This window comes from Pseudomonas sp. NPDC012596, assembly GCF_042902325.1.
In the GTDB taxonomy this organism is placed as follows: domain Bacteria; phylum Pseudomonadota; class Gammaproteobacteria; order Pseudomonadales; family Pseudomonadaceae; genus Aquipseudomonas.
Genome location: NZ_JBIBEB010000007.1, coordinates 67061 through 87869, shown reverse-complemented (window position 1 = coordinate 87869; position 20809 = coordinate 67061). Strand labels below are relative to the sequence as shown.

24 protein-coding genes and 2 tRNA genes are annotated in these 20809 nt (G+C 62.2%); 12 read left to right on the top strand and 14 right to left on the bottom strand.

Translation table 11 applies throughout. From position 1 onward, the window contains the following. Window positions 1-4: 4 nt before the first annotated feature. Window positions 5-81, bottom strand: a tRNA-Val gene (locus ACFY68_RS10900). A 161-nt stretch (window positions 82-242) separates the two neighbouring features. Further along, window positions 243-319: transfer RNA gene (locus tag ACFY68_RS10895), tRNA-Val, on the bottom strand. A gap of 201 nt (window positions 320-520) precedes the next feature. Between ACFY68_RS10895 and ACFY68_RS10890 the strand changes: the two genes are divergently transcribed. After that, window positions 521-1804 (top strand): FAD-binding oxidoreductase, encoded by a 1284-nt coding sequence (locus ACFY68_RS10890; RefSeq protein ID WP_346612181.1) that lies wholly within the window; start codon window positions 521-523, stop codon window positions 1802-1804. Between the two features lie 42 nt (window positions 1805-1846). Here ACFY68_RS10890 and ACFY68_RS10885 read toward each other — a convergent pair whose 3' ends face one another. From ACFY68_RS10885 to ACFY68_RS10875, 3 genes are all read right to left on the bottom strand, one after another. Beyond that, window positions 1847-2590, bottom strand: coding sequence for a peptidase C39 family protein (locus ACFY68_RS10885; protein ID WP_387526720.1), 744 nt, complete (start codon window positions 2588-2590; stop codon window positions 1847-1849). A 462-nt stretch (window positions 2591-3052) separates the two neighbouring features. Beyond that, window positions 3053-3805, bottom strand: a complete 753-nt coding sequence (locus ACFY68_RS10880) for a TerC family protein (protein ID WP_387526717.1) — start codon at window positions 3803-3805, stop codon at window positions 3053-3055. Between the two features lie 25 nt (window positions 3806-3830). Further along, window positions 3831-4070 (bottom strand): hypothetical protein, encoded by a 240-nt coding sequence (locus ACFY68_RS10875; RefSeq protein WP_387526714.1) that lies wholly within the window; start codon window positions 4068-4070, stop codon window positions 3831-3833. Window positions 4071-4204: 134 nt separating this feature from the next. Here ACFY68_RS10875 and nhaR point away from each other — a divergent pair, with 134 nt between their 5' ends. The 3 genes from nhaR (at window position 4205) to ACFY68_RS10860 (ending at window position 7092) form a co-directional block, all read left to right on the top strand. After that, window positions 4205-5098 carry a transcriptional activator NhaR gene (gene nhaR, locus ACFY68_RS10870; RefSeq protein WP_387526711.1) on the top strand — a complete coding sequence of 298 codons (894 nt, stop codon included), beginning with the start codon at window positions 4205-4207 and terminating at the stop codon, window positions 5096-5098. 46 nt (window positions 5099-5144) lie between these two features. Beyond that, on the top strand, window positions 5145-6356 hold the full coding sequence (gene sstT / locus ACFY68_RS10865) for a serine/threonine transporter SstT (RefSeq protein WP_387526708.1): 1212 nt from the start codon (window positions 5145-5147) through the stop codon (window positions 6354-6356). A gap of 88 nt (window positions 6357-6444) precedes the next feature. After that, complete coding sequence (locus tag ACFY68_RS10860; protein ID WP_346612176.1) at window positions 6445-7092, top strand: DUF480 domain-containing protein; 648 nt, start codon at window positions 6445-6447, stop codon at window positions 7090-7092. 5 nt (window positions 7093-7097) lie between these two features. Here the strand turns inward: ACFY68_RS10860 and ACFY68_RS10855 are convergent, their stop codons facing one another. The 8 genes from ACFY68_RS10855 to ACFY68_RS10820 form a co-directional block, all read right to left on the bottom strand. Continuing rightward, the gene (locus ACFY68_RS10855) at window positions 7098-7286 is read right to left on the bottom strand and encodes a hypothetical protein (protein ID WP_346612175.1); all 189 of its coding nucleotides are present in this window, start codon (window positions 7284-7286) and stop codon (window positions 7098-7100) included. 158 nt (window positions 7287-7444) lie between these two features. Beyond that, window positions 7445-9007: an alkyl hydroperoxide reductase subunit F gene (ahpF, locus tag ACFY68_RS10850; protein WP_387526704.1), complete on the bottom strand. Its 1563-nt coding sequence runs from the start codon at window positions 9005-9007 to the stop codon at window positions 7445-7447. A gap of 124 nt (window positions 9008-9131) precedes the next feature. Beyond that, entirely contained in the window at window positions 9132-9695 is a 564-nt protein-coding gene (gene ahpC, locus ACFY68_RS10845; protein WP_033696855.1) for an alkyl hydroperoxide reductase subunit C, read from the bottom strand. Window positions 9696-9962: 267 nt separating this feature from the next. After that, complete coding sequence (gene gorA, locus ACFY68_RS10840) at window positions 9963-11318, bottom strand: glutathione-disulfide reductase (RefSeq protein ID WP_387526700.1); 1356 nt, start codon at window positions 11316-11318, stop codon at window positions 9963-9965. Between the two features lie 98 nt (window positions 11319-11416). After that, window positions 11417-12256 carry a UTP--glucose-1-phosphate uridylyltransferase GalU gene (galU, locus tag ACFY68_RS10835; protein ID WP_012315035.1) on the bottom strand — a complete coding sequence of 280 codons (840 nt, stop codon included), beginning with the start codon at window positions 12254-12256 and terminating at the stop codon, window positions 11417-11419. A 173-nt stretch (window positions 12257-12429) separates the two neighbouring features. After that, window positions 12430-13344 (bottom strand): c-type cytochrome, encoded by a 915-nt coding sequence (locus ACFY68_RS10830; protein WP_387526696.1) that lies wholly within the window; start codon window positions 13342-13344, stop codon window positions 12430-12432. Beyond that, window positions 13341-13991, bottom strand: a complete 651-nt coding sequence (locus ACFY68_RS10825; protein ID WP_387526693.1) for a c-type cytochrome — start codon at window positions 13989-13991, stop codon at window positions 13341-13343. Before ACFY68_RS10825 ends, ACFY68_RS10830 begins: the two co-directional genes overlap by 4 nt. Window positions 13992-14136: 145 nt before the next feature. Next, the gene (locus tag ACFY68_RS10820) at window positions 14137-14496 is read right to left on the bottom strand and encodes a hypothetical protein (protein ID WP_346612170.1); all 360 of its coding nucleotides are present in this window, start codon (window positions 14494-14496) and stop codon (window positions 14137-14139) included. Between the two features lie 160 nt (window positions 14497-14656). Here ACFY68_RS10820 and ACFY68_RS10815 point away from each other — a divergent pair, with 160 nt between their 5' ends. The 8 genes from ACFY68_RS10815 to csrA all read left to right on the top strand — a co-directional run bounded on the left by ACFY68_RS10815 (window position 14657) and on the right by csrA (window position 20385). Beyond that, entirely contained in the window at window positions 14657-14959 is a 303-nt protein-coding gene (locus ACFY68_RS10815) for a DUF1883 domain-containing protein (RefSeq protein WP_016487931.1), read from the top strand. A 7-nt stretch (window positions 14960-14966) separates the two neighbouring features. Next, complete coding sequence (locus ACFY68_RS10810) at window positions 14967-15137, top strand: hypothetical protein (RefSeq protein ID WP_095115567.1); 171 nt, start codon at window positions 14967-14969, stop codon at window positions 15135-15137. Window positions 15138-15160: 23 nt separating this feature from the next. Then, complete coding sequence (locus ACFY68_RS10805; protein ID WP_387526688.1) at window positions 15161-16237, top strand: NAD(P)H-dependent flavin oxidoreductase; 1077 nt, start codon at window positions 15161-15163, stop codon at window positions 16235-16237. 88 nt (window positions 16238-16325) lie between these two features. Further along, window positions 16326-17084, top strand: coding sequence for a molybdate ABC transporter substrate-binding protein (gene modA, locus ACFY68_RS10800; RefSeq protein ID WP_387526685.1), 759 nt, complete (start codon window positions 16326-16328; stop codon window positions 17082-17084). Beyond that, a complete protein-coding gene (modB, locus tag ACFY68_RS10795; protein WP_387526682.1) occupies window positions 17084-17764 on the top strand; it encodes a molybdate ABC transporter permease subunit in 681 nt (226 codons plus the stop codon). Before modA ends, modB begins: the two co-directional genes overlap by 1 nt. 1 nt (window position 17765) lies before the next feature. Continuing rightward, window positions 17766-18857: a molybdenum ABC transporter ATP-binding protein gene (gene modC, locus ACFY68_RS10790; protein ID WP_387526679.1), complete on the top strand. Its 1092-nt coding sequence runs from the start codon at window positions 17766-17768 to the stop codon at window positions 18855-18857. Between the two features lie 56 nt (window positions 18858-18913). Continuing rightward, the gene (locus ACFY68_RS10785) at window positions 18914-19936 is read left to right on the top strand and encodes a DNA topoisomerase IB (protein ID WP_387526676.1); all 1023 of its coding nucleotides are present in this window, start codon (window positions 18914-18916) and stop codon (window positions 19934-19936) included. 251 nt (window positions 19937-20187) lie between these two features. Continuing rightward, a complete protein-coding gene (gene csrA / locus ACFY68_RS10780; protein ID WP_012315047.1) occupies window positions 20188-20385 on the top strand; it encodes a carbon storage regulator CsrA in 198 nt (65 codons plus the stop codon). 65 nt (window positions 20386-20450) lie between these two features. On the opposite strand, the gene ACFY68_RS10775 is transcribed toward csrA, so the two are convergent. After that, window positions 20451-20804: a response regulator gene (locus ACFY68_RS10775; protein ID WP_346612164.1), complete on the bottom strand. Its 354-nt coding sequence runs from the start codon at window positions 20802-20804 to the stop codon at window positions 20451-20453. Window positions 20805-20809 lie beyond the last annotated feature (5 nt).

Below are 20809 nucleotides of genomic sequence, written 5' to 3'. Positions count from 1 at the left end.
TGTTTGGTAGGCACAATTGGACTCGAACCAACGACCCCCACCATGTCAAGGTGGTGCTCTAACCAACTGAGCTATGTGCCTGTCGTGTGGTGCGCATATTAGTCATCGAAAGCACACCTGTAAAGCGTTTTTTTTCAAAAAAATCAAAAACTTTCAGAACCCTACCGCTTGTGCAGTGCAGCGCTTTCGCGACGCGCAGAATGCAAAAAGGGCGACCCTTTCGGATCGCCCCTTCTGATGTTTGGTAGGCACAATTGGACTCGAACCAACGACCCCCACCATGTCAAGGTGGTGCTCTAACCAACTGAGCTATGTGCCTGTCGTGTGGTGCGCATTCTACGCATTCCAAAAACGGTGTCAACACTTTTTTTCGCGCTAACCCACTGAATCTTAACCCCTTTATAGAGAAGGGCCAGCCAGGGGACAGTAAAGGATTTTCAACGGACGACTAGCGGGTGTTTATTATTATTGATAGCATCGGTACATTCGTTAAAAATATAAAACACGAGGTTTCTCGAGCATGGCCAATACCCCCTACCCCCAGTCCTACTACGCCGCCTCGGCCAACCCGGTGCCGCCACGTCCGGCGCTGCAGGGTGAGGTGGAAACTGATGTGTGCATCATCGGCGCCGGCTACACCGGCCTGTCCAGCGCACTCTTCCTGCTGGAAAACGGCTTCAAGGTGAGCATCGTCGAAGCGGCCAAGGTCGGCTTCGGTGCGTCGGGCCGCAACGGCGGCCAGATCGTCAACAGCTATAGCCGCGACATCGACGTCATCGAACGCACTGTCGGCCCCAAGCAGGCACAACTGCTGGGCCACATGGCATTTGAAGGCGGCCGCATCATCCGTGAGCGCGTTGCCAAGTACAACATCCAGTGCGACCTGAAAGACGGCGGTGTGTTCGCAGCGCTCACGTCCAAGCAGATGGGCCACCTGGAATCGCAAAAGCGCCTGTGGGAACGTTTCGGCCACAACCAGCTGGAGCTGATGGACCAGAAGCGCATCCGTGAAGTGGTTGCCTGTGACAGCTACATCGGCGGCATGCTGGACATGAGCGGTGGCCACATCCACCCACTGAACCTGGCCCTGGGCGAAGCTGCCGCGGTCGAGTCGTTGGGTGGCATCATTTATGAGCAGACCCCGGCCATCCGCATCGAGCGTGGCGCCAACCCGGTGGTGCATACCCCGCAGGGCAAGGTGCGCGCCAAGTTCATCATCGTCGCCGGCAACGCCTACCTGGGCAACCTGGTGCCAGAACTGGCTTCCAAGTCGATGCCATGCGGCACCCAGGTGATCACCACCGAGCCGCTGAGCGAAGAACTGGCCCGCACCCTGCTGCCGCAGGACTATTGCGTCGAGGACTGCAACTACCTGCTCGACTACTACCGCCTGACCAGCGACAAGCGCCTGATCTTCGGCGGTGGTGTGGTGTACGGTGCACGCGACCCGGCCAACATCGAAGCGATCATCCGCCCGAAGATGCTCAAGGCCTTCCCGCAACTGAAGGACGTGAAGATCGACTACGCCTGGACCGGCAACTTCCTGCTGACCCTGTCGCGCCTGCCTCAGGTTGGCCGCATCGGCGACAACATCTATTACTCGCAGGGTTGCTCGGGCCACGGTGTCACATACACCCACCTGGCCGGCAAGGTGTTGGCCGAAGCGCTGCGCGGCCAGGCCGAACGTTTCGACGCGTTCGCCGGCCTGCCGCACTACCCATTCCCGGGTGGCCAAATGCTGCGTGTGCCGTTCAGCGCCATCGGTGCCTGGTACTACAGCCTGCGCGATCGCCTGGGCTTCTGATGCAAACAGCGCCGGCCCGCATAAGGGCCGGCGCTGGCAGGGCTACCGGCCCAGGCTGGTCACTGCCTGCTTTGCCGCCACTTCCTGGCCCGCCCGGGCCAGTTCGTCGGCAGCCTGCAGCCAGCGCTGCCGGTCTACCTGGGCTGGCAGTTGCCGCGGCGGCTGCACCAGTACCGCCCAACTCCCCTCCTGCGCCCACGCCGAGGCAAAATCGTCAAAGGCCATCATTTGCCGCCGGTGCATGCCGGAGCGCAACAGCACCCGCTGCTTGTAGCGATCATAGCCGATCAGCAGCGCATAGCGCGGCTCACTCCACCACGCCGAACCTTCCTCATACCGCAGCAGCACCGGGTTGCCAGCGGCCACTTGTGTCAACAAGGCATCAAGCTGTTTGTCCAGCGGGTAGACCACCATGCCGTAATCGCGGGCCACGCGGGGGATGCTGGTGCCCAGCGCCTCGGCGCCCTGTGGCAGGTTCAACGGCTTGTCCAGCAGCCCTGGGGTGATCGGCGCGCCCTGCTGCGAGAGCAGTGCCGCCAGGGCCATGGCGCCGCTGTGGTTGGCATTGCCGCGGTAGAACGGCACGCTGCTGATCTCCACCCGCTGTGGCAAGCCCTTGAGCGTGGCGGGTGGCGTGCTCGCGCAACCGGCCAGGGTCGCCGCCAGCAGGCAGGCAACCATGAGCCGCCGGGGGCCGGCAACCAAAGACTTGAGGGAAATTTGCTCCATGGACACTCGCTTGTTCTGGCGCCAGGCTGGCAGCGCCTGGCTCTGGCCAACGATCATAGGGTGCGGCGCCGCCCGGGTATAGCCCGGCGCTGGCTTGGAACCAAACGAACCAAGCAATAGACCTTAGATCAATGGAACGTCACACAGCCAGAGCTAGACTAAAGCAGTGTCTGGAGGGCGAGCCGTGGGCCAGCCCGAGAGAAGGAGGCACACATGAGCCTGACAATGGCAATTCTCATGCTGGTGGGTATGTGGCTTAGCGTTGCAGCCGCCATGTTATGGGGTGTTCTGCGTATCGTACGGCGTCATTCACAGCATCCCCTACCACCGCAGGTTGCGCCTGAATCACGGCCGGTCAGCCGTGCACGGCGGCATGCCGGGGTGCATTGATTCTCAGGTCTTTTAAACTCAGTCGCCGGCAAGCCGGCTTCCACAGGTACTGCACTGGCTTCAATAACAGTACGGTACTTGTGGAAGCCGGCTTGCCGGCGAATGGGGCGCTATGCGCCCCCGCATGCATCAACCTTCGGCAGCTTCGCGCTTCATCCGTGCGCGACGCGACAGGATGTTGAGGATCTCGATCACGGTCGAGAAGGCCATCGCCGCATACACATACCCCTTCGGCACGTGGGCACCGAAACCTTCGGCAATCAGCGTCATGCCGATCATGATCAGGAAGCCCAGGGCCAACATCACCACGGTCGGGTTGTCGTTGATGAAGTTGGCCAGCGGGTCGGCGGCCACCATCATTACGATCACGGCGGTGATCACGGCGATGATCATGATCGGCAGGTGCTCGGTCATGCCCACGGCGGTGATGATGCTGTCGACCGAGAACACGATGTCCAGCAACAGAATCTGGAAGATCGCGGCGGCGAAGCCCAGGGTGACCGTGGAGGCAACCTTGGATTCTTCCTTGGCGCCGTGCGGGTCGACGTTTTCGTGGATTTCCTTGGTTGCCTTCCACAGCAGGAACAGGCCACCGGCAATCAGGATCACGTCCTTCCAGGAGAAGGCATTACCGAACACCTCGAACACCGGGTCGGTCAACTGAACGATCCAGGCCACCGTGCTAAGCAACGCCAGGCGCATGACCAAGGCCATGCTGATACCGATACGGCGCGCCTTGGAGCGGTATTCGACCGGCAACTTGTTGGTCAGGATCGAGATGAAGATCAGGTTATCGATGCCCAGTACGACTTCCATCGCCACCAACGTGGCTAGGGCGACCCAGGCGGTGGGGCTTGCGGCGAGTTCCAGCAGATATTCCATTTTTCAGTCCTGCAACGGTTCTGGGTCAGATGTCCTGGGTCTTGTCTTGCTGGTCGTCACCCTTGGGCTTCTGCCCTTCGGTGCCGATGGCGTCGCTCAACGCGTTCTGCGCCGCCTTGTTGGTGTCATCGATGGCTTGCTTGGCCGATTTGGCCGCCTGGTCCAACATCTGCTGGGCGGATTTCTCGGCCTGGTCGCAACCGGCCAGGGTGAACAGGGCCAAGGCTAGCACCAGTGGCGTGCCGATGGATTTGAATTGCAGCATGGGGTCCTCGCTTGTCGATATCCCGACGGCGCGCATTGCGCCTGATGGGGTCGAATTCTAAAGACGCCGATACATCAGGAAAATTCGTTTTTTCAGGGGTTATACTTCGGTTTTTACGAATCGGGAACGCATCAATGCTCAACTATCGTCAGCTGCATTACTTCTGGGCCGTGGCCAAGACCGGCAGCATTGCCCGCGCCAGTGAGCAGCTCAACCTGACCCCGCAAACCATCAGCGGCCAGATCAGCCTGTTTGAGCAGACCTATGGCCTGGAGCTGTTCCAGCGGGTCGGCCGCCAGTTGGAGCTGACCGAGACCGGCCGCCAAACCTTGGCCTATGCCGAGCAGATGTTCCAGCTTGGCGGTGAGCTGGAGGCCATGCTGCGGGCAGGCCCGCAGGAGCAGATCCTGTTCCGCGTGGGCGTGGCCGACGTGGTGCCCAAGTCGATCGTCTACCGCCTGCTCGCCCCCACCATGGAGCTGGACGACGTGCTGCGCATCAACTGCCGGGAAGACAAACTGGAACGCTTGCTGGCGGACCTTGCCATTCAGCGCCTGGACCTGGTGATTTCCGACAGCCCGATGCCCAGCCACCTGGACATCAAGGGCTACAGCCAGAAGCTCGGCGAGTGCGGCCTGAGTTTTTTTGCCACAAAGGCCCTGGCGCAGCGCCATGCCGGCGCCTTCCCCGCCTGCCTGCACGATGCGCCGTTGCTGATCCCAGGGCAGGAGACCGTGGTACGCAGCCGCCTGCTGCGCTGGCTGGGCGAGCAGCAGGTGCAGCCGCGAATCGTCGGCGAGTTCGACGACAGCGCCCTGATGCAGGCGTTCGGCCAGTCGGGTAGCGGCATTTTCGTCGCCCCCAGCGTGATTGCAGAGGAAGTGTGCCGCCAATATGCAGTGCAGCTGATCGGCCAAACCGAGGCCGTGCATGAGTCGTTCTATGCCATTTCAGTGGAGCGCAAGGTCAAGCATCCCGGGATCGTGGCCATTACCGAAGGCGCGAGAAAAGAGTTGTTTCACTGGTGACATGGTAAAGTCGCGCGCTTTAGAAGATAACGAGATACCGCTGCACATGTCCCCCATCCTGCGCATCCTCAACCGCACCAGCCTGGTGAGCCAGATTGTCATCGGCCTGATCGCCGGCATCGCCCTGGCCCTGCTCGCGCCAGCCATCGCCCGCGACCTGGCGTTCCTCGGCAAGGTGTTCGTCAGCGCCCTGAAAGCGGTGGCACCGGTGCTGGTTTTCGTCCTGGTCATGGCCTCGATCGCCAACCATCGCCACGGCCAGCAAACCCACATCCGCCCTATTCTCTTTCTTTACCTGCTGGGCACCTTCGCAGCCGCTGTGGTAGCCGTGGTCGCCAGCATGTTGTTCCCTTCTCCGCTGGCCTTGAGCACAGGCGAAGCTGCACTGAGCGCACCGGGCGGTATCGTCGAAGTGATGCAGAACCTGCTGCTGAGCGCCGTCGATAACCCGGTCAGCGCGTTGGTCAATGCCAACTTCATCGGCGTGCTGACCTGGGCCATTGGCCTGGGCGTGGCCCTGCGCCACGCCAGCGAAACCACCCGCACCATGGTCGACGACCTGTCCAATGGCGTCACCCTGCTGGTGCGCGTGGTCATCCGTTTCGCCCCGCTGGGCATCTTTGGCTTGGTCAGCTCTACCCTCGCCCAGTCTGGGCTGGATGCCCTGCTGGGTTATCTGCACCTGCTGGGGGTGCTGATCGGCTGCATGCTGTTCGTGGCGCTGGTGATGAACCCGCTGATCGTGTTCTGGAAGATTCGCCGCAACCCTTACCCCCTCACCTTGCTGTGCTTGCGCGAGAGCGGCATCACGGCCTTCTTCACCCGTAGTTCGGCCGCCAACATTCCGGTCAACCTGGCGCTGTCGGAGCGTTTGGGGCTGCATGAGGACACCTACTCGGTGTCGATTCCGTTGGGTGCGACCATCAACATGGCCGGCGCCGCCATCACCATTACCGTGCTGACCCTGGCCGCGGTGCACACGCTGGGCATCCCGGTCGACCTGCCGACCGCCGTGCTGCTGAGTGTGGTGGCGGCCCTGTGTGCCTGCGGTGCGTCGGGTGTGGCCGGTGGCTCGCTGCTGCTGATTCCGCTGGCGTGCAGCCTGTTCGGCATTCCCAGCGAAATCGCCATGCAGGTGGTGGCCGTGGGCTTCATCATCGGCGTATTGCAGGATTCGGCGGAAACTGCACTGAATTCGTCGACCGATGTGCTGTTCACGGCGGCGGCGTGCGAGGCTGAAGAGCGGCATAGCGCCTGAATATATTGGGGCCGCAATGCGGTCCCGATTGCCTTGAACGGCGGCTTTACCTACGCTAGTGGCCTTTTCCTCGCAATGAGACAGGGCCATGTCAGAAGACCAAACCACAGACGAAGGCCGCTTCACCGCTATCGAGATCCGTATTCTCGGCTCGCTGATCGAAAAACAGGCCACCAGCCCTGAAAGCTACCCGCTGACCCTCAATGCCCTGCTGCTGGCCTGCAACCAGAAGACCAGCCGCGAGCCGGTCATGAACCTTACCCAGGGCCAAGTCGGGCAGGCCTTGCGTGCCCTCGAGGGCCAGGACATGACCCGGCTGCAGATGGGCAGCCGCGCCGACCGCTGGGAACAGCGCGTAGACAAAGCCCTGGAGCTGGTACCGGCACAACTGATACTGATGGGCCTGATGTTCCTGCGCGGGCCACAGACCCTCAACGAACTGCTGACCCGCAGCAACCGCCTGCACGATTTCGACGACACCGAACAGATCCAGCACCAGCTTGAGCGCCTGATCTCGCGCGGCCTGGCCTTGCACCTGCCGCGCCAGGCCGGCCAGCGTGAAGACCGCTATACCCACGCGCTGGGCGACCCGGCAGAAATAGAGGCGATTCTTGCCGCGCGCCAACAGGAAGGTGGCGCTCGCAGCAGTGGCGCCAGCGTCTCGGAAGAGCGGATCGAAGCCCTGGAAGCACGCATTGCAGCACTGGAGGCGCGCCTGGCCGAGCTCGAAGGCTAGGCCACTCAGTGATCCGGTTCAGGAAAGTTGCGGCAGCTTTTGCGTTCGGCCAGTTCCCGCTCACTGGGGCGCTGGTCGACGAACACGGTGCGCCCGTCGGCGTAGATTTCCAGGTAGCCCCAGTGCAGGTCCTGCTCTTTCTGCCCGGGCTTTGGCGGCACGAGCCACCAGGGTTCGCGGCTGATCAGGGTCATGGGTGAGATTCCTGAGGGTGTCTGCACTCATCATAGACACCTTCGGAATTGGGCTGGGCATGACCGGCCTCATCGCGGGCAAGCCCGCTCCTACACGTACGATACGGTACCTGTAGGAGCGGGCTTGCCCGCGATGAGGCCGGTGCAGCTTACGCAGCTTATGCCGGCGCCGAGGTGCGGATCAGGTGGTCGAAGGCCGACAGCGAGGCCTTGGCGCCCTCACCCACAGCGATGACGATCTGCTTGTATGGCACCGTGGTCACGTCACCAGCCGCGAACACGCCCGGCACATTGGTCGCACCCTTGGCGTCGACAATGATTTCGCCACGCGGTGACAATTCGACCGTACCCTTGAGCCAATCGGTGTTCGGCAGCAGGCCGATCTGCACGAAGATGCCTTCCAGCGCCAGGTCATGCAGCTCGTCGCTGGTGCGATCTTTGTAGCGCAGGCCGGTGACTTTTTCGCCGTTGCCCAGCACTTCGGTAGTCAGCGCACTGGTGATCACCTTGACGTTCGCCAGGCTGTGCAACTTGCGCTGCAGCACGGCGTCGGCGCGCAGCTGGCTGTCGAACTCGATCAGCGTCACCTGGGCGACGATGCCGGCCAGGTCGATGGCCGCTTCCACGCCCGAGTTGCCCCCACCGATTACCGCCACACGCTTGCCCTTGAACAGCGGGCCGTCGCAGTGCGGGCAATAGGCTACGCCACGGGAGCGGTATTCCTGCTCGCCTGGCACGTTCATTTCGCGCCAGCGGGCACCGGTGGCGAGGATCACGGTCTTGGCCTTGAGCGAGGCGCCGCCAGCCAGGCGCACTTCATGCAGGCCGCCGTCGGTGGCCGGGATCAGCGCTTCGCCGCGCTGCAGGTTCATGATGTCGACGTCGTACTGCTTGACGTGCTCTTCCAGCGCTGTGGCCAGCTTGGGCCCTTCGGTTTCCTGCACCGAGATGAAGTTCTCGATGGCCAGGGTATCGAGCACCTGGCCGCCGAAGCGCTCGGCGGCGACACCGGTGCGGATGCCTTTGCGCGCGGCATAGATGGCCGCCGATGCACCGGCCGGGCCACCGCCAACCACCAGCACGTCGAAGGGGTCCTTGGCGTTGATCTTCTCGGCCTGACGGGCGCCAGCGCTGGTGTCGATCTTGCCCAGGATTTCTTCCAGGCCCATGCGGCCCTGGCCGAACACTTCACCGTTCAGGTAGATGCTCGGTACCGCCATGACCTTGCGCGACTCGACCTCATCCTGGAACAGCGCACCATCGATGGCCACGTGGCGCACGTTAGGGTTGAGCACCGCCATCAGGTTCAGCGCCTGCACCACGTCGGGGCAGTTCTGGCACGACAGCGAGAAGTAGGTTTCGAAGGTGAACTCGCCTTCCAGCGCCTGGATCTGTTCGATCACTTCGGCACTGGCCTTGGACGGATGGCCGCCGACTTGCAGCAGCGCCAGCACCAGGGAGGTGAATTCGTGGCCCATGGGGATGCCGGCAAACCGCAGGCTGATGTCCGCCCCCGGGCGATTGAGCGAGAACGAAGGGCGACGGCTGTCGGTGCCGTCCGCGCTCAAGGTAATGAGGTTCGACAGGCCGGCGATTTCTACCAGCAGGTCGTGCAATTCGCGGGACTTCGCGCCGTCGTCGAGGGAAGCTACGATCTCGATCGGCTGGGTGACCCGCTCCAGGTAGGTTTTCAGTTGCGATTTAAGCGTGGCGTCCAACATACGGGCGATTCCTTATTCAAACTTCGGATACAAAAACGCCCAGGCAATAGCGCCCGGGCGTTTGGCGGGGCAGTGAGGAAGTCAGCTTTGGCGGCTGCTCACCGCCCACGATTGATGCATGGCCTTAGATCTTGCCGACCAGGTCCAGCGATGGCGCCAGAGTGGCTTCGCCTTCTTTCCACTTGGCCGGGCAGACTTCGCCAGGGTGAGCGGCAACGTACTGGGCAGCTTTGACCTTGCGCAGCAGCTCGCTGGCGTCACGGCCTACACCACCGTCGTTGATTTCGACGATCTTGATCTGGCCTTCCGGGTTGATCACGAAGGTACCGCGATCGGCCAGGCCGGCTTCTTCGATCAGCACGTCGAAGTTGCGCGAGATGACGTGGGTTGGGTCACCGATCAGCGGGTACTTGATCTTGCCGATGGTTTCCGAAGTGTCGTGCCAGGCTTTGTGGGTGAAGTGGGTGTCGGTGGACACGCCGTAGATTTCCACGCCCAGCTTCTGGAACTCGGCGTAGTTGTCAGCAAGGTCACCCAGCTCGGTCGGGCAAACGAAGGTGAAGTCGGCCGGGTAGAAGAACACGACAGACCACTTGCCTTTCAGGTCGGCTTCGCTTACCTGAACGAATTCGCCGTTGTGGAAGGCGGTGGCGTTGAACGGTTTGACCTGGCTGTTGATGATTGGCATGAGAGACGCTCCTTCATGGGGTTGGAATCAGTTGATGGATAGAATCCTAACTAATCATTCCGTTGAAGGCTCATTGGCAAAGCTCATGCTCGCGATTGGTTTTGGCTATAAGCAGGGTTTATTAATAGAAGGGATTGGGCTGAGCAAAGGATGGCGCTGCATGCATTGGCCCCATCGCCGGCAAGCCAGCTCCCACAGGTACAGCCCAGGCCCATGGACTTGTGCAATACCTGTGGGAGCTGGCTTGCCGGCATGAGGCCAGTGGCGTTAACGAGTGACCGTACGCATGGTCACGAACTCTTCCGCGGCCGTCGGGTGCACGCCGATCGTCTCGTCGAACTGCTGCTTGGTCGCGCCTGCCTTCAGCGCGATACCCAGGCCCTGAATGATCTCGCCGGCGTCAGGGCCGACCATATGGCAGCCGAGTACCTTGTCGGTTTCGGCATCCACCACCAGCTTCATCAGGGTCTTTTCCTGAATATCGGTGAGGGTCAGCTTCATGGCGCGGAAGCGGCTTTCGAAGATCTGCACCTTGTGCCCGGCCTCCAGCGCCTGTTCCTCGGTCAGGCCCACGGTGCCGATCGGTGGCTGGCTGAACACCGCCGTTGGGATGTTCTGGTAATCCACCGGGCGGTACTGCTCGGGTTTGAACAGGCGACGTGCAACCGCCATGCCTTCGGCCAGGGCAACAGGGGTGAGCTGCACCCGGCCGATCACGTCGCCGATGGCGAGGATCGACGGCGCGGTGGTCTGGTACTGCTCGTCGACGCGGATGAAGCCGCGTGGGTCAAGCTCCACGCCGGTGTTTTCCAGGCCCAGATTGTCGAGCATCGGGCGCCGGCCGGTGGCGTAGAACACGCAGTCGGCAAGCAACTCGCGGCCGTCCTTAAGGGTGGCCTTGAGGCTGCCGTCTTCGAGCTTGTCGATACGCTGGATGTCAGCGTTGAACTGCAGGTCCAGGCCGCGCTTTTGCAGTTCTTCCTTCAGGTGGGTCCGCACCGAACCGTCGAACCCGCGCAAGAACAGGTCACCGCGATACAGCAGCGTGGTGTCGGCGCCCAGGCCCTGGAAGATGCCGGCAAACTCCACCGCGATATACCCACCGCCCACTACCAGCACGCGGCGGGGCAGCTGCTTGAGGTAGAACGCTTCGTTGGAGGTGATGGCCAGTTCCTTGCCCGGAATGTCCGGCACCTGTGGCCAGCCGCCGGTCGCGATGAGGATGTGCCTGGCGCTGTAGCGCTGGCCTTCGACTTCCACTTCGTTGGCAGCGGTGATGCGCGCATGGCCTTGCAGCAAGGTCACACCGCTGTTGACCAGCAGGTTGCGATAGATGCCGTTGAGGCGCTCGATCTCGCGGTTTTTATTGGCGATCAGGGTGCCCCAATCGAAATGGCCCTCTTCCAGGGTCCAGCCGAAGCCCGCGGCCTGCTCCAGCTCATCGGCAACGTGGGCGCCGTATACCAGCAGCTTTTTCGGCACGCAGCCAACGTTGACGCAGGTACCGCCCAGGTAGCGGCTTTCGGCTACCGCCACCTTCGCGCCAAAGCCCGCAGCAAAGCGCGCCGCGCGCACACCGCCGGAACCGGCGCCAATCACGAACAGATCAAAATCGTAGGCCATGTATTCAGTCTCCTTGGCTGGCGCTCAGCATACCGCCGTTGGCCGCCACAAACAAAAAAGCCACCCCGAAGGGTGGCTTGTCGACCTGCAGGGGCGAATCAGTACGCCTTGCCGGTCTTGTAGTAGTTTTCGAAGCAGAAGTTGGTCGCGTCGATGTAGCCTTCGGCGCCGCCGCAGTCAAAGCGCTGGCCCTTGAACTTGTAGGCAATCACGCAGCCGTTCTGCGCCTGCTGCATCAGGGCGTCGGTGATCTGGATCTCGCCACCTTTGCCCGGCGGGGTGTTGCGGATGATGTCGAAGATGTCCGGGGTGAGGATGTAACGGCCGATGATCGCCAGATTCGACGGGGCGTCTTCTGGGGCGGGTTTCTCGACCATGTTGGTCACACGGAAGATGTCGTCGCGGATCATGTCGCCGGCGATGACGCCGTACTTGTTGGTTTCCTGCGGGTCGACTTCCTGAATGGCGATGATCGAGCAGCGGAACTGGTTGTACAGCTTGACCATCTGGGTCAATACGCCGTCGCCTTCAGGGTTGACGCACAGGTCGTCCGCCAGCACCACAGCGAACGGTTCGTCACCGATCAGCGGCTGGCCGGTCAGAATGGCATGGCCCAGGCCTTTCATTTCGGTCTGGCGGGTGTAGGAGAACGAGCACTCGTTGAGCAGGCGGCGGATACCGACCAGGTATTTTTCCTTGTCGGTGCCCTTGATCTGGTTTTCCAGCTCGTAGCTGATGTCGAAGTGGTCTTCCAGGGCGCGCTTGCCACGGCCGGTGACGATGGAAATCTCGTTCAGGCCAGCGTCCAGGGCCTCTTCAACGCCATACTGGATCAGTGGCTTGTTGACCACCGGCAGCATTTCCTTGGGCATGGCTTTGGTAGCAGGCAGGAAGCGAGTGCCGTAACCGGCTGCCGGGAACAAGCATTTCTTGATCATATACGTCCTTAAAATAAGGCAGACACTGTGGAATTCGGCGCAGTCTAATCAGGCGGAAGACACCTTACAATGCCCCGCCTGCAGACGACCAATGGGATCATAGAGATAACCCAGTGTAGATAGTTCCGAGGGTTCGTAAATATTACGACCCTCGACGACTGTCGGCATCACCGTCAACCACCCGTCCCCTGCCCGATCAACACACCCTCGACCTTCTGCCCATACAGGTTGACCCCGTCATTGGCATGGAACTTCAACCGGGTCTTCTCGACCGAGCCCTCCACCAGCCGAGGGTCTTGCGGGCGCTCATGGCGGTTGATCCAGGCCGCCACGTCCCACGCCTGTTGGTCACTCAAGCTGCCCGGCTTGCCCAGCGGCATGTTGTATTTGATGAAGGAAGCCGCCGTGTTGATACGGTGCATACCGGCGCCCCAATTGTAGGAATCCTTGCCCCACAACGGCGGCATCACATATTCACCGGCTACTTTCTGGCCTTCACCCTTGTCGCCGTGGCAGATGGCGCACTGCTCGCGGTAAACCTGTTGGCCACGCTTGAAGTCATAGCCACCCTGCGGCTGTGGCACGTCGGGGTACCCGCGCCCGGCAAGCTCCACGCCTGTAGGCGCCTTGGTCGACAGCCAGTAGGCGTATGCCGACAGCGCCGTCATCTGCGGGCTATCGGCCGCTGGCGGCTTGCCGTTCATGCTGAACTGGAAGCAGCCCTGAATGCGTTCGGCATAGGTGTTGACCTTGTCGTTTTTCTTGCGATAAGCCGGGTACATCGGGTAAGCACCCCACATCGGCGCAGAATGTGCCAGGCGCCCCTGGTCCAGGTGGCAGTTGCTGCAGTTCATGCCGTTGCCCACGGCGTCCGGCATCAAGCGGCGGGTATCGACGAACAACGCATGGCCTTCGCGAACCAGCTTGCCGAAGGCGTTGTCCGGCAGTTCGCCTTCGGCCGGCGGGGCGAATTGCGCCGCGTTCTGAGCGGGCGCAACGGTCAATTGCGACTGGTCTTCCATGGTGATGGGCACAGCGAGGGCACTGCCCACCGCTAAAAGCAGCAAAGTCGGCATCCAGGCTTTCATGGCTTGACCTCCGGGCTGGCGGGGTTGGCGAAGAACTCGGCGATGGCCACGACTTCATCGTCGGTCATGGCCTTGGCCACACCGACCATCAGCTGGTTGGGGTCGTTGCTGCGGCTGCCGTCGCGCCAGCCGTTGAGCTGTGCCACCAGGTAACTGGCAGGCTGCCCAGCCAGCGGTGGAAAGTGCTCACCGACACCGCTGCCACCTGGGCCATGGCACTGCACACAACCGGGTATTTGCCGGCTCCAGTCACCGTACAGGGCCAGGCGCGTGGTGGGGTCGTTGGCGATCTGCTGACGACGCACGGTGGGTGCAGGGTCGCCCGGCAGGCCGGCCAGGTAGCTGCTGACCGCCTTGATTTCGTCGTCTGTCAGCGCTTTTGCCAGCGGTTCCATCACCGGCTGCTTGCGGCTGCCCGTGCGCCAGTCGTGCAATTGTTTGCTCAGGTAGCCGGCCGGCAATCCCGCCAGGCGCGGGAAGCCAGCGGCGGCGATGCCTTTGCCATCCGGGCCATGGCAGCCAAGGCAGGCCATGGCGGCGGGGTTACTCCCGCCCTGGGTAAAGATCTTCTGGCCATCAGCGGCGTGCGCCATGGGCCAGGCCAGGATCAGCGCGCTGCCGATCACGACTCGACTCAACAGGGTCATCACGAATCTCCATTTCTTTTGTTATAAGCTTAGGCTTAAAAAACATAAGCAAATGGATACTAGCCGTGTAAGGCAATTCGCAACAACGCCAACCCCGACCAAGGGATGGCAAAAGGCCTGTTAACCGCGCATTAATTGCGCCAGATCAACTGCCGGAGATGCATTTGGTCGCTGCCGTGCGCACATCACCCAGGCGCAGGGGGAAGTTGTTCAGGCGCTCGTGCAGCTTGATGCTGCTGCCGCTGCCGCGCTTGTCGATGTCCACCAGTGCCGCCGGCCCGGCGCCAGCTGTCAGCTTTTGCGGCACGATCAGGCGCAGCCCGTCGTCACGCTGTTCTTCGACCAGCGGGTCGCGGGTATCGGCCAGTTCATTCTTGACGCAGTCGGCGTACTCGCGCGGCGTCTTGCCAGAGATCACATCCAGCGTTTCATGCGACTGCTCAAGCTCAGACACGCTGACACATCCACCCAGCGCCAGGGACAACGCCGCTACCATCCACTTCATTTGCCGCACCTCAGCTGTCAAGAATGCATAGGACCACCGCCAGGCCATTTTGCTCCGTGAACTGGCAGATTTATCTAGCCCCTTGCCATCAGGCGCGGCAGCGAAACCCGACATCGTGTTATCGTTTGCGTTTGCAGAACCAGACCTTGTGGAGCACTCCATGAAATTCGTACACCAGCGCGAGCACCTCAACGAGGACGACATCGTCGTCATCGAGTGTTCTCAGCGCTGCAACATCCGCCTGATGAACGACGCCAACTTCCGCAGCTTCAAAAACGGCGGTCGCCACACCTACCACGGCGGCCAGTTCGTTGACTTCCCGGCCAAGATCACGGTACCCAGCACCGGTTTCTGGAACATCACCATCGACACCGTGACCACCCGCCCGATCTCGGTAACGCGCAAGCCAACCTTGAGCCACAAGATCAAGATCATCCGTCGCTCGTCGTCGAAACTCAGATAAGACTGCCATGACCCAGAACATCAAGTACGTCATCAAATACAAGCTCGACGGCGAGCGCCGCTGGGATTTCGCCGTCATGCCCGACGCCTCGCAAGAGCAGGCCCTCGATGCCTTGCGCAAGATCCACGGCGACGACGCCGACAAGATCAGCGACATTCAGGTGAGCAAGGCACTGTAAGGCTGCGCGCCAAGGAGAACTGCATGAGCAACTGGCCCGACCGTCGTATCCTCGATCTGCTGGGCATCGAGTTGCCCATCCTCCAGGCGCCCATGGCCGGGGCCAGCGGCTCGGCCATGGCCATCGCCGTGGCCAACGCCGGGGGCCTTGGCGCCCTGCCCTGCGCCATGCTCACCGGTGATCAGGTGCGTGGCGAGATCGCCGCCTTTCGCAGCGCTTGCCCGGGCCGCCCGCTGAACCTGAATTTTTTCTGCCACCAGCCGCCCGCCCCGGACAGCGACCGCGACGCGCGGTGGAAGCAGGCGCTCAAGCCCTATTACGACGAAGTCGGCGCCGACTTCCAGGCCCCCACACCCGTCTCCAACCGCGCACCTTTCGATGAGCAAAGCTGCCAGTTGGTCGAGCAATTGCGCCCAGAGGTGGTGAGCTTTCACTTTGGCCTGCCAGAGGCGGCATTGCTGCAACGGGTAAAGGCCACCGGTGCCAAGGTGCTGTCCAGCGCCACCACGGTTGAGGAAGCACTGTGGCTCGAGGCCAATGGCTGCGACGCGATCATTGCCATGGGTTATGAGGCTGGCGGCCATCGCGGCATGTTCCTAAGCGAAGACATCACCAGCCAGATCGGCACGTTTGCCCTGGTACCGCAAATAGCCGACGCGGTGGGCCTGCCGGTGATCGCCGCAGGCGGCATCGCTGACCATCGCGGCCTGGTCGCGGCGCTGGCCCTGGGTGCCAGCGCCGTGCAGATCGGCACTGCTTACCTGTTCTGCCCCGAGGCCAAGGTATCTTCAGCCCACCGCCATGCGCTGGACAGCGCATCGGCCAGCGATACAGCCCTGACCAACCTGTTCACCGGGCGCCCGGCACGCGGTATCAACAACCGCATCATGCGCGAACTGGGGCCAATGAGTGCGCTGGCGCCGCGCTTCCCGCTGGCCGGCGGTGCGCTGATGCCGCTGCGGGCAATCACCGACCCACAGGGCATTAGCGACTACAGCAATTTGTGGTCGGGCCAGGCGTTGCGGCTGGGCAAGCATGCCCCTGCACAGCAGCTGACCCAGGAGATTGCCGCTAGCGCATTGGCGCTTATAACGCGCTGAAAAGATCCAGCCTGTGCAGCCCCTTCCCGGCCAATGGCCTATCGCTATATAGTTGGCGCTATAACGATAACCTCTAGGAGCTGTATTCATGCGCATCCGTCTGCCCCACCTGGCCACCACCGCCTTCGTCAGCCTGATTTCCCTCAACAGCGCCTGGGCCGACGAGGTGCAGGTCGCGGTCGCCGCCAACTTCACCGCGCCGATCCAGGCCATTGCCAAAGACTTCGAGAAAGACACCGGCCACAAGCTGGTCGCAGCCTACGGCGCCACCGGGCAGTTCTACGCGCAGATCAAGAACGGCGCCCCGTTCGAGGTGTTCCTCGCCGCTGACGACAGCACCCCGAAGAAGCTTGAAGACGAAAAGGAAATCGTCCCCGGTTCACGCTTCACCTACGCCATCGGCACCTTGGCCCTGTGGTCGGCGCAAGAAGGCTACGTCGACGCCAAGGGCGAAGTACTGCAGAAGAACGACTTCAAGCACCTGTCCATCGCCAACCCTAAAGCCGCACCTTATGGCCTTGCCGCCACGCAGGTACTGGGCAAACTGAAACTGGCCGAAGCCACCAAGGGCAAGATCGTGGAGGGCCAGAACATCACCCAGGCCTTCCAGTTCGTTTCCACCGGCAACGCCGAGCTGGGCTTCGTTGCCCTGTCGCAGATCTACAAGGACGGCAAGGTAACCAACGGTTCGGCCTGGATCGTGCCATCCAACCTGCACGACCCCATCCGCCAGGACGCCGTGATCCTCAATAAAGGCAAGGACAACGCGGCTGCCAAAGCCCTGGTGGAATACCTGAAAGGCCCGAAAGCCGCTGCGGTGATCAAATCTTACGGCTATGAACTCTGATGCCACTGGACGCCGGTGACCTGGGTGCAATCTGGCTGACCGTCAAACTGGCCAGCCTGACCACCTTCATCCTGCTGGTCATCGGCACCCCCATCGCCTGGTGGCTGGCGCGCACGCGTTCCTGGCTGCGCGGGCCGGTGGGCGCAGTAGTGGCGCTGCCGCTGGTCCTGCCCCCTACGGTGATCGGCTTTTACCTGCTGATCGCCCTTGGCCCGCACGGCTGGCTGGGCCAGGGTACCCAGGCATTGGGCCTGGGCAGTGTGGTGTTCAGCTTCACCGGGCTGGTGATCGGGTCGACGGTGTACTCCATGCCGTTCGTGGTGCAGCCCTTGCAGAATGCTTTCGGCGCGATCGGCCAGCGCCCGCTGGAAGTCGCCGCCACCCTGCGCGCCAGCCCTTGGGACACATTCGTCCATGTGGTGCTGCCGCTGGCACGCCCCGGCTTCGTCACCGCCAGCATCCTCGGCTTCGCCCACACCGTGGGGGAATTCGGCGTGGTGCTGATGATCGGTGGCAACATCCCCGACAAGACCCGCGTAGTCTCAGTGCAGATCTTCGATCACGTCGAGGCCATGGAGTATTCTCAAGCCCACTGGCTGGCCGGTGCCATGCTGGTGTTCTCGTTCCTGGTGCTGCTCCTGCTGTACGCCGGGCGCCGCGACAAGGCTGGCTGGAGCTGAAATGACTGGATCAATTGTGGCGCGCCTGAAACTGGCGCGCGACGACTTCACCCTGGATGTCGACCTGCAGTTACCTGGCCGCGGCATCAGCGCATTGTTTGGCCATTCAGGCTCGGGCAAAACCTCCTGCCTGCGCTGCCTGGCCGGGCTGGAGCGGGCTGCCAGCGCCTACGTCGAAGTCAATGGCGAGGTGTGGGAGGACAGTGCGCGTGGCTATTTCCAGGCGCCGCACCTGCGGCCCGTGGGCTACGTGTTTCAGGAGGCCAGCCTGTTTGCACACCTTTCGGTGCGCGGCAACCTGGAGTTCGGCTGGCGACGGATTGCGCCAGGCGCGCGCAAGGTCAGCCTCGACCAGGCGTGCCAGTTGCTGGGCATCGGCCACCTGCTCGAACGCCGGCCGGCTACCTTGTCCGGCGGCGAGGCTCAGCGCGTCGGTATCGCCAGGGCGCTGCTCAGCAGCCCGCGCCTGCTGTTGATGGACGAGCCCCTCGCCGCCCTCGACGGGCCACGCAAACGGGAAATCCTGCCATACCTTGAGCGCCTGCACGACGAGCTGGATATCCCGCTGGTGTACGTAAGCCATGCCCAGGACGAAGTGGCGCGGCTGGCCGACCACCTGGTGTTGCTGGAGCAAGGCAAAGCCATGGCCAGCGGGCCGATTGGCGAGACGCTTGCACGGCTGGACCTGTCGCTGGCCCAGGGCGAGGATGCCGGCGTTGTGTTCGAGGGCATAGTGGTTGGCCACGACCCTTATTACGACCTGCTCGACCTGCGCCTGCCCGGTGGCGACGCACCGTTGCTGCGCATCGCCCACCCTGCGCACAGCATGGGCAGCACCTTGCGGGTAAAGGTCCAGGCCCGCGATGTGAGCCTGACGCTGGCGGCAGACAGCGCCTCGAGCATCCTCAACCGGCTGGCGGTACGGGTGCGTGAAACACGCCCGGCGGACAACCCGGCACATGTGCTGGTCAGCCTGGACGTCGGCGGCAACGCCTTGCTGGCACGCATCACCCGCTTCTCGGCAGACCAGCTTGGCCTGCACCCAGGCCAGGCCTTGTACGCACAGATCAAATCGGTCGCGCTGTTGGGCTGAGCATCGGCCGTGCGGCCGTTGTCCATTGATCAGAAACCTGATCGAGGCCCACCGCAATGCTCGACTGCACCCTGCCGCCCAGCCTGCATTACGTTGAAGACAGCCAGCCCGGCCTGACCCGGCGGCGCTGGCGCGACCGCTTCATCTACCTTGATGCGCAAGGCCAACGCGTGCGCGACAGCGACACCCTGGCGCGCATTGCCGCCCTGGTGATCCCGCCGGCCTACACCGATGTGTGGATTTGCGCCGACCCGCAAGGCCACCTGCAAGCCACCGGGCTCGACGCCCGCGGCCGCAAGCAGTACCGCTATCACGCCCAATGGCGTGAACTGCGCGACCAGCACAAGTACGGGCGCATGCTGGCCTTTGCCCAGGCCTTGCCCAAGCTGCGTGCGCAGCTGGAAGCCCACCTGGCGCGCCCGGGGCTGGACCGGGAAAAAGTCATGGCGCTGGTGGTCAGCCTGCTGGACCACACGCTGATCCGCATCGGCAACCAGCGCTACCTGCGTGACAACAAGTCCTATGGCCTGACCACCCTGCGCAACCGGCATGTCAAGGTCGAGGGCAGCACCATCCGGTTCCAGTTCCGCGGCAAGCGTGGCGTGGAGCACAACGTCACCCTGCGCGACCGGCGCCTGGCAAACCTGCTCAAGCGCTGCATGGAGTTGCCCGGGCAGGCGCTGTTCCAGTACCTGGACGAGGACGGCCAGCGACACAGCGTGGGCTCCAGCGAGGTCAATCAGTTCCTCCAGCAACTGACCGGCGCCGATTTTACCGCAAAGGATTACCGCACCTGGGCGGGCAGCAGCCTGGCGCTGAGCCTTCTCAGGCCCTTGGCCTGGGAGCCGGAAACCGAAGCCAAGCGCCAGGTTGCAACCATCGTCAAGCAGGTTGCCCAGCGCTTGGGCAACACACCGGCAGTGTGCAGGCGTTGCTACATTCATCCCGCAGTGCTTGAGCATTACGCGTTGGGCCGCCTGGCCGCCCTGCCAGGGCGCCGCGTACGCAAAGGGCTGGACACGGAAGAAGTGGCGTTGCTGTTGTTTCTCCAGGCCCTTGAAAATACCGATGATGATTGAACCCGACTATCTGCCCAATCATGCAGAGAAATTTCCCATTAAGGCCGAAGCGCCCTATCCTTGCCACCGACCACCTTCGCCGACACGCCAGGCGCGTTTAAATCGGCACCTGCAACTAAAGACACACAACAGAATTTGTCTTACGGGGAATTAATATCCGCCGAAAGCGTCTTTAATGAGAGGAAGAGGGACAGGCTCCCACCGCTATGGCACCTGGCCAAGCGGATTTTTACATCACCAAGGAGAATTACATGCTGATACTCACCCGTAAGGTTGGCGAAAGCATCGTCATCAACGATGACATCAAAGTCACCATTCTGGGCGTCAAAGGGATGCAGGTGAGGATTGGCATCGATGCACCGAAAGATGTTCAGGTGCACCGCGAAGAAATCTTCAAGCGTATTCAGGCTGGCAGCCCGGCCCCGGAAAAACACGACGACCAACACTGAGTGCCTCGCTTCAAGCCGCACGGACGCGCTTGATCGAACGCTTGGCATTGGCTGCAGCCTGAACCTCAGGCTTCCAGCAGCTCACGCACCTTGGCAATCATCTTGTCCATGTCGAACGGCTTGTCGAACACTGCGGCGAACAGCTCCGGACGTCCTTGGCTGGCCTGGGCGCCGCTCATCAGGATCACCGGCAGGTCAGGCAACTGCAGCTCCTTGCGTATTGCCAGTACCAGCTCCTCACCATTGAGCACCGGCATCATGTAGTCGGTAATCACCAGCTCCACGCGCTTGTCCGTCAGCGCTTCCAGGGCCTTGCGCCCATTGCTCGCCTTTTCTACCAGAAAGCCTTCGTCCTCCAGGGCAAAGCCCAGGATATCGGCAATCAGGTATTCGTCATCGACGATCAGGATGGTGCTCATCGGTT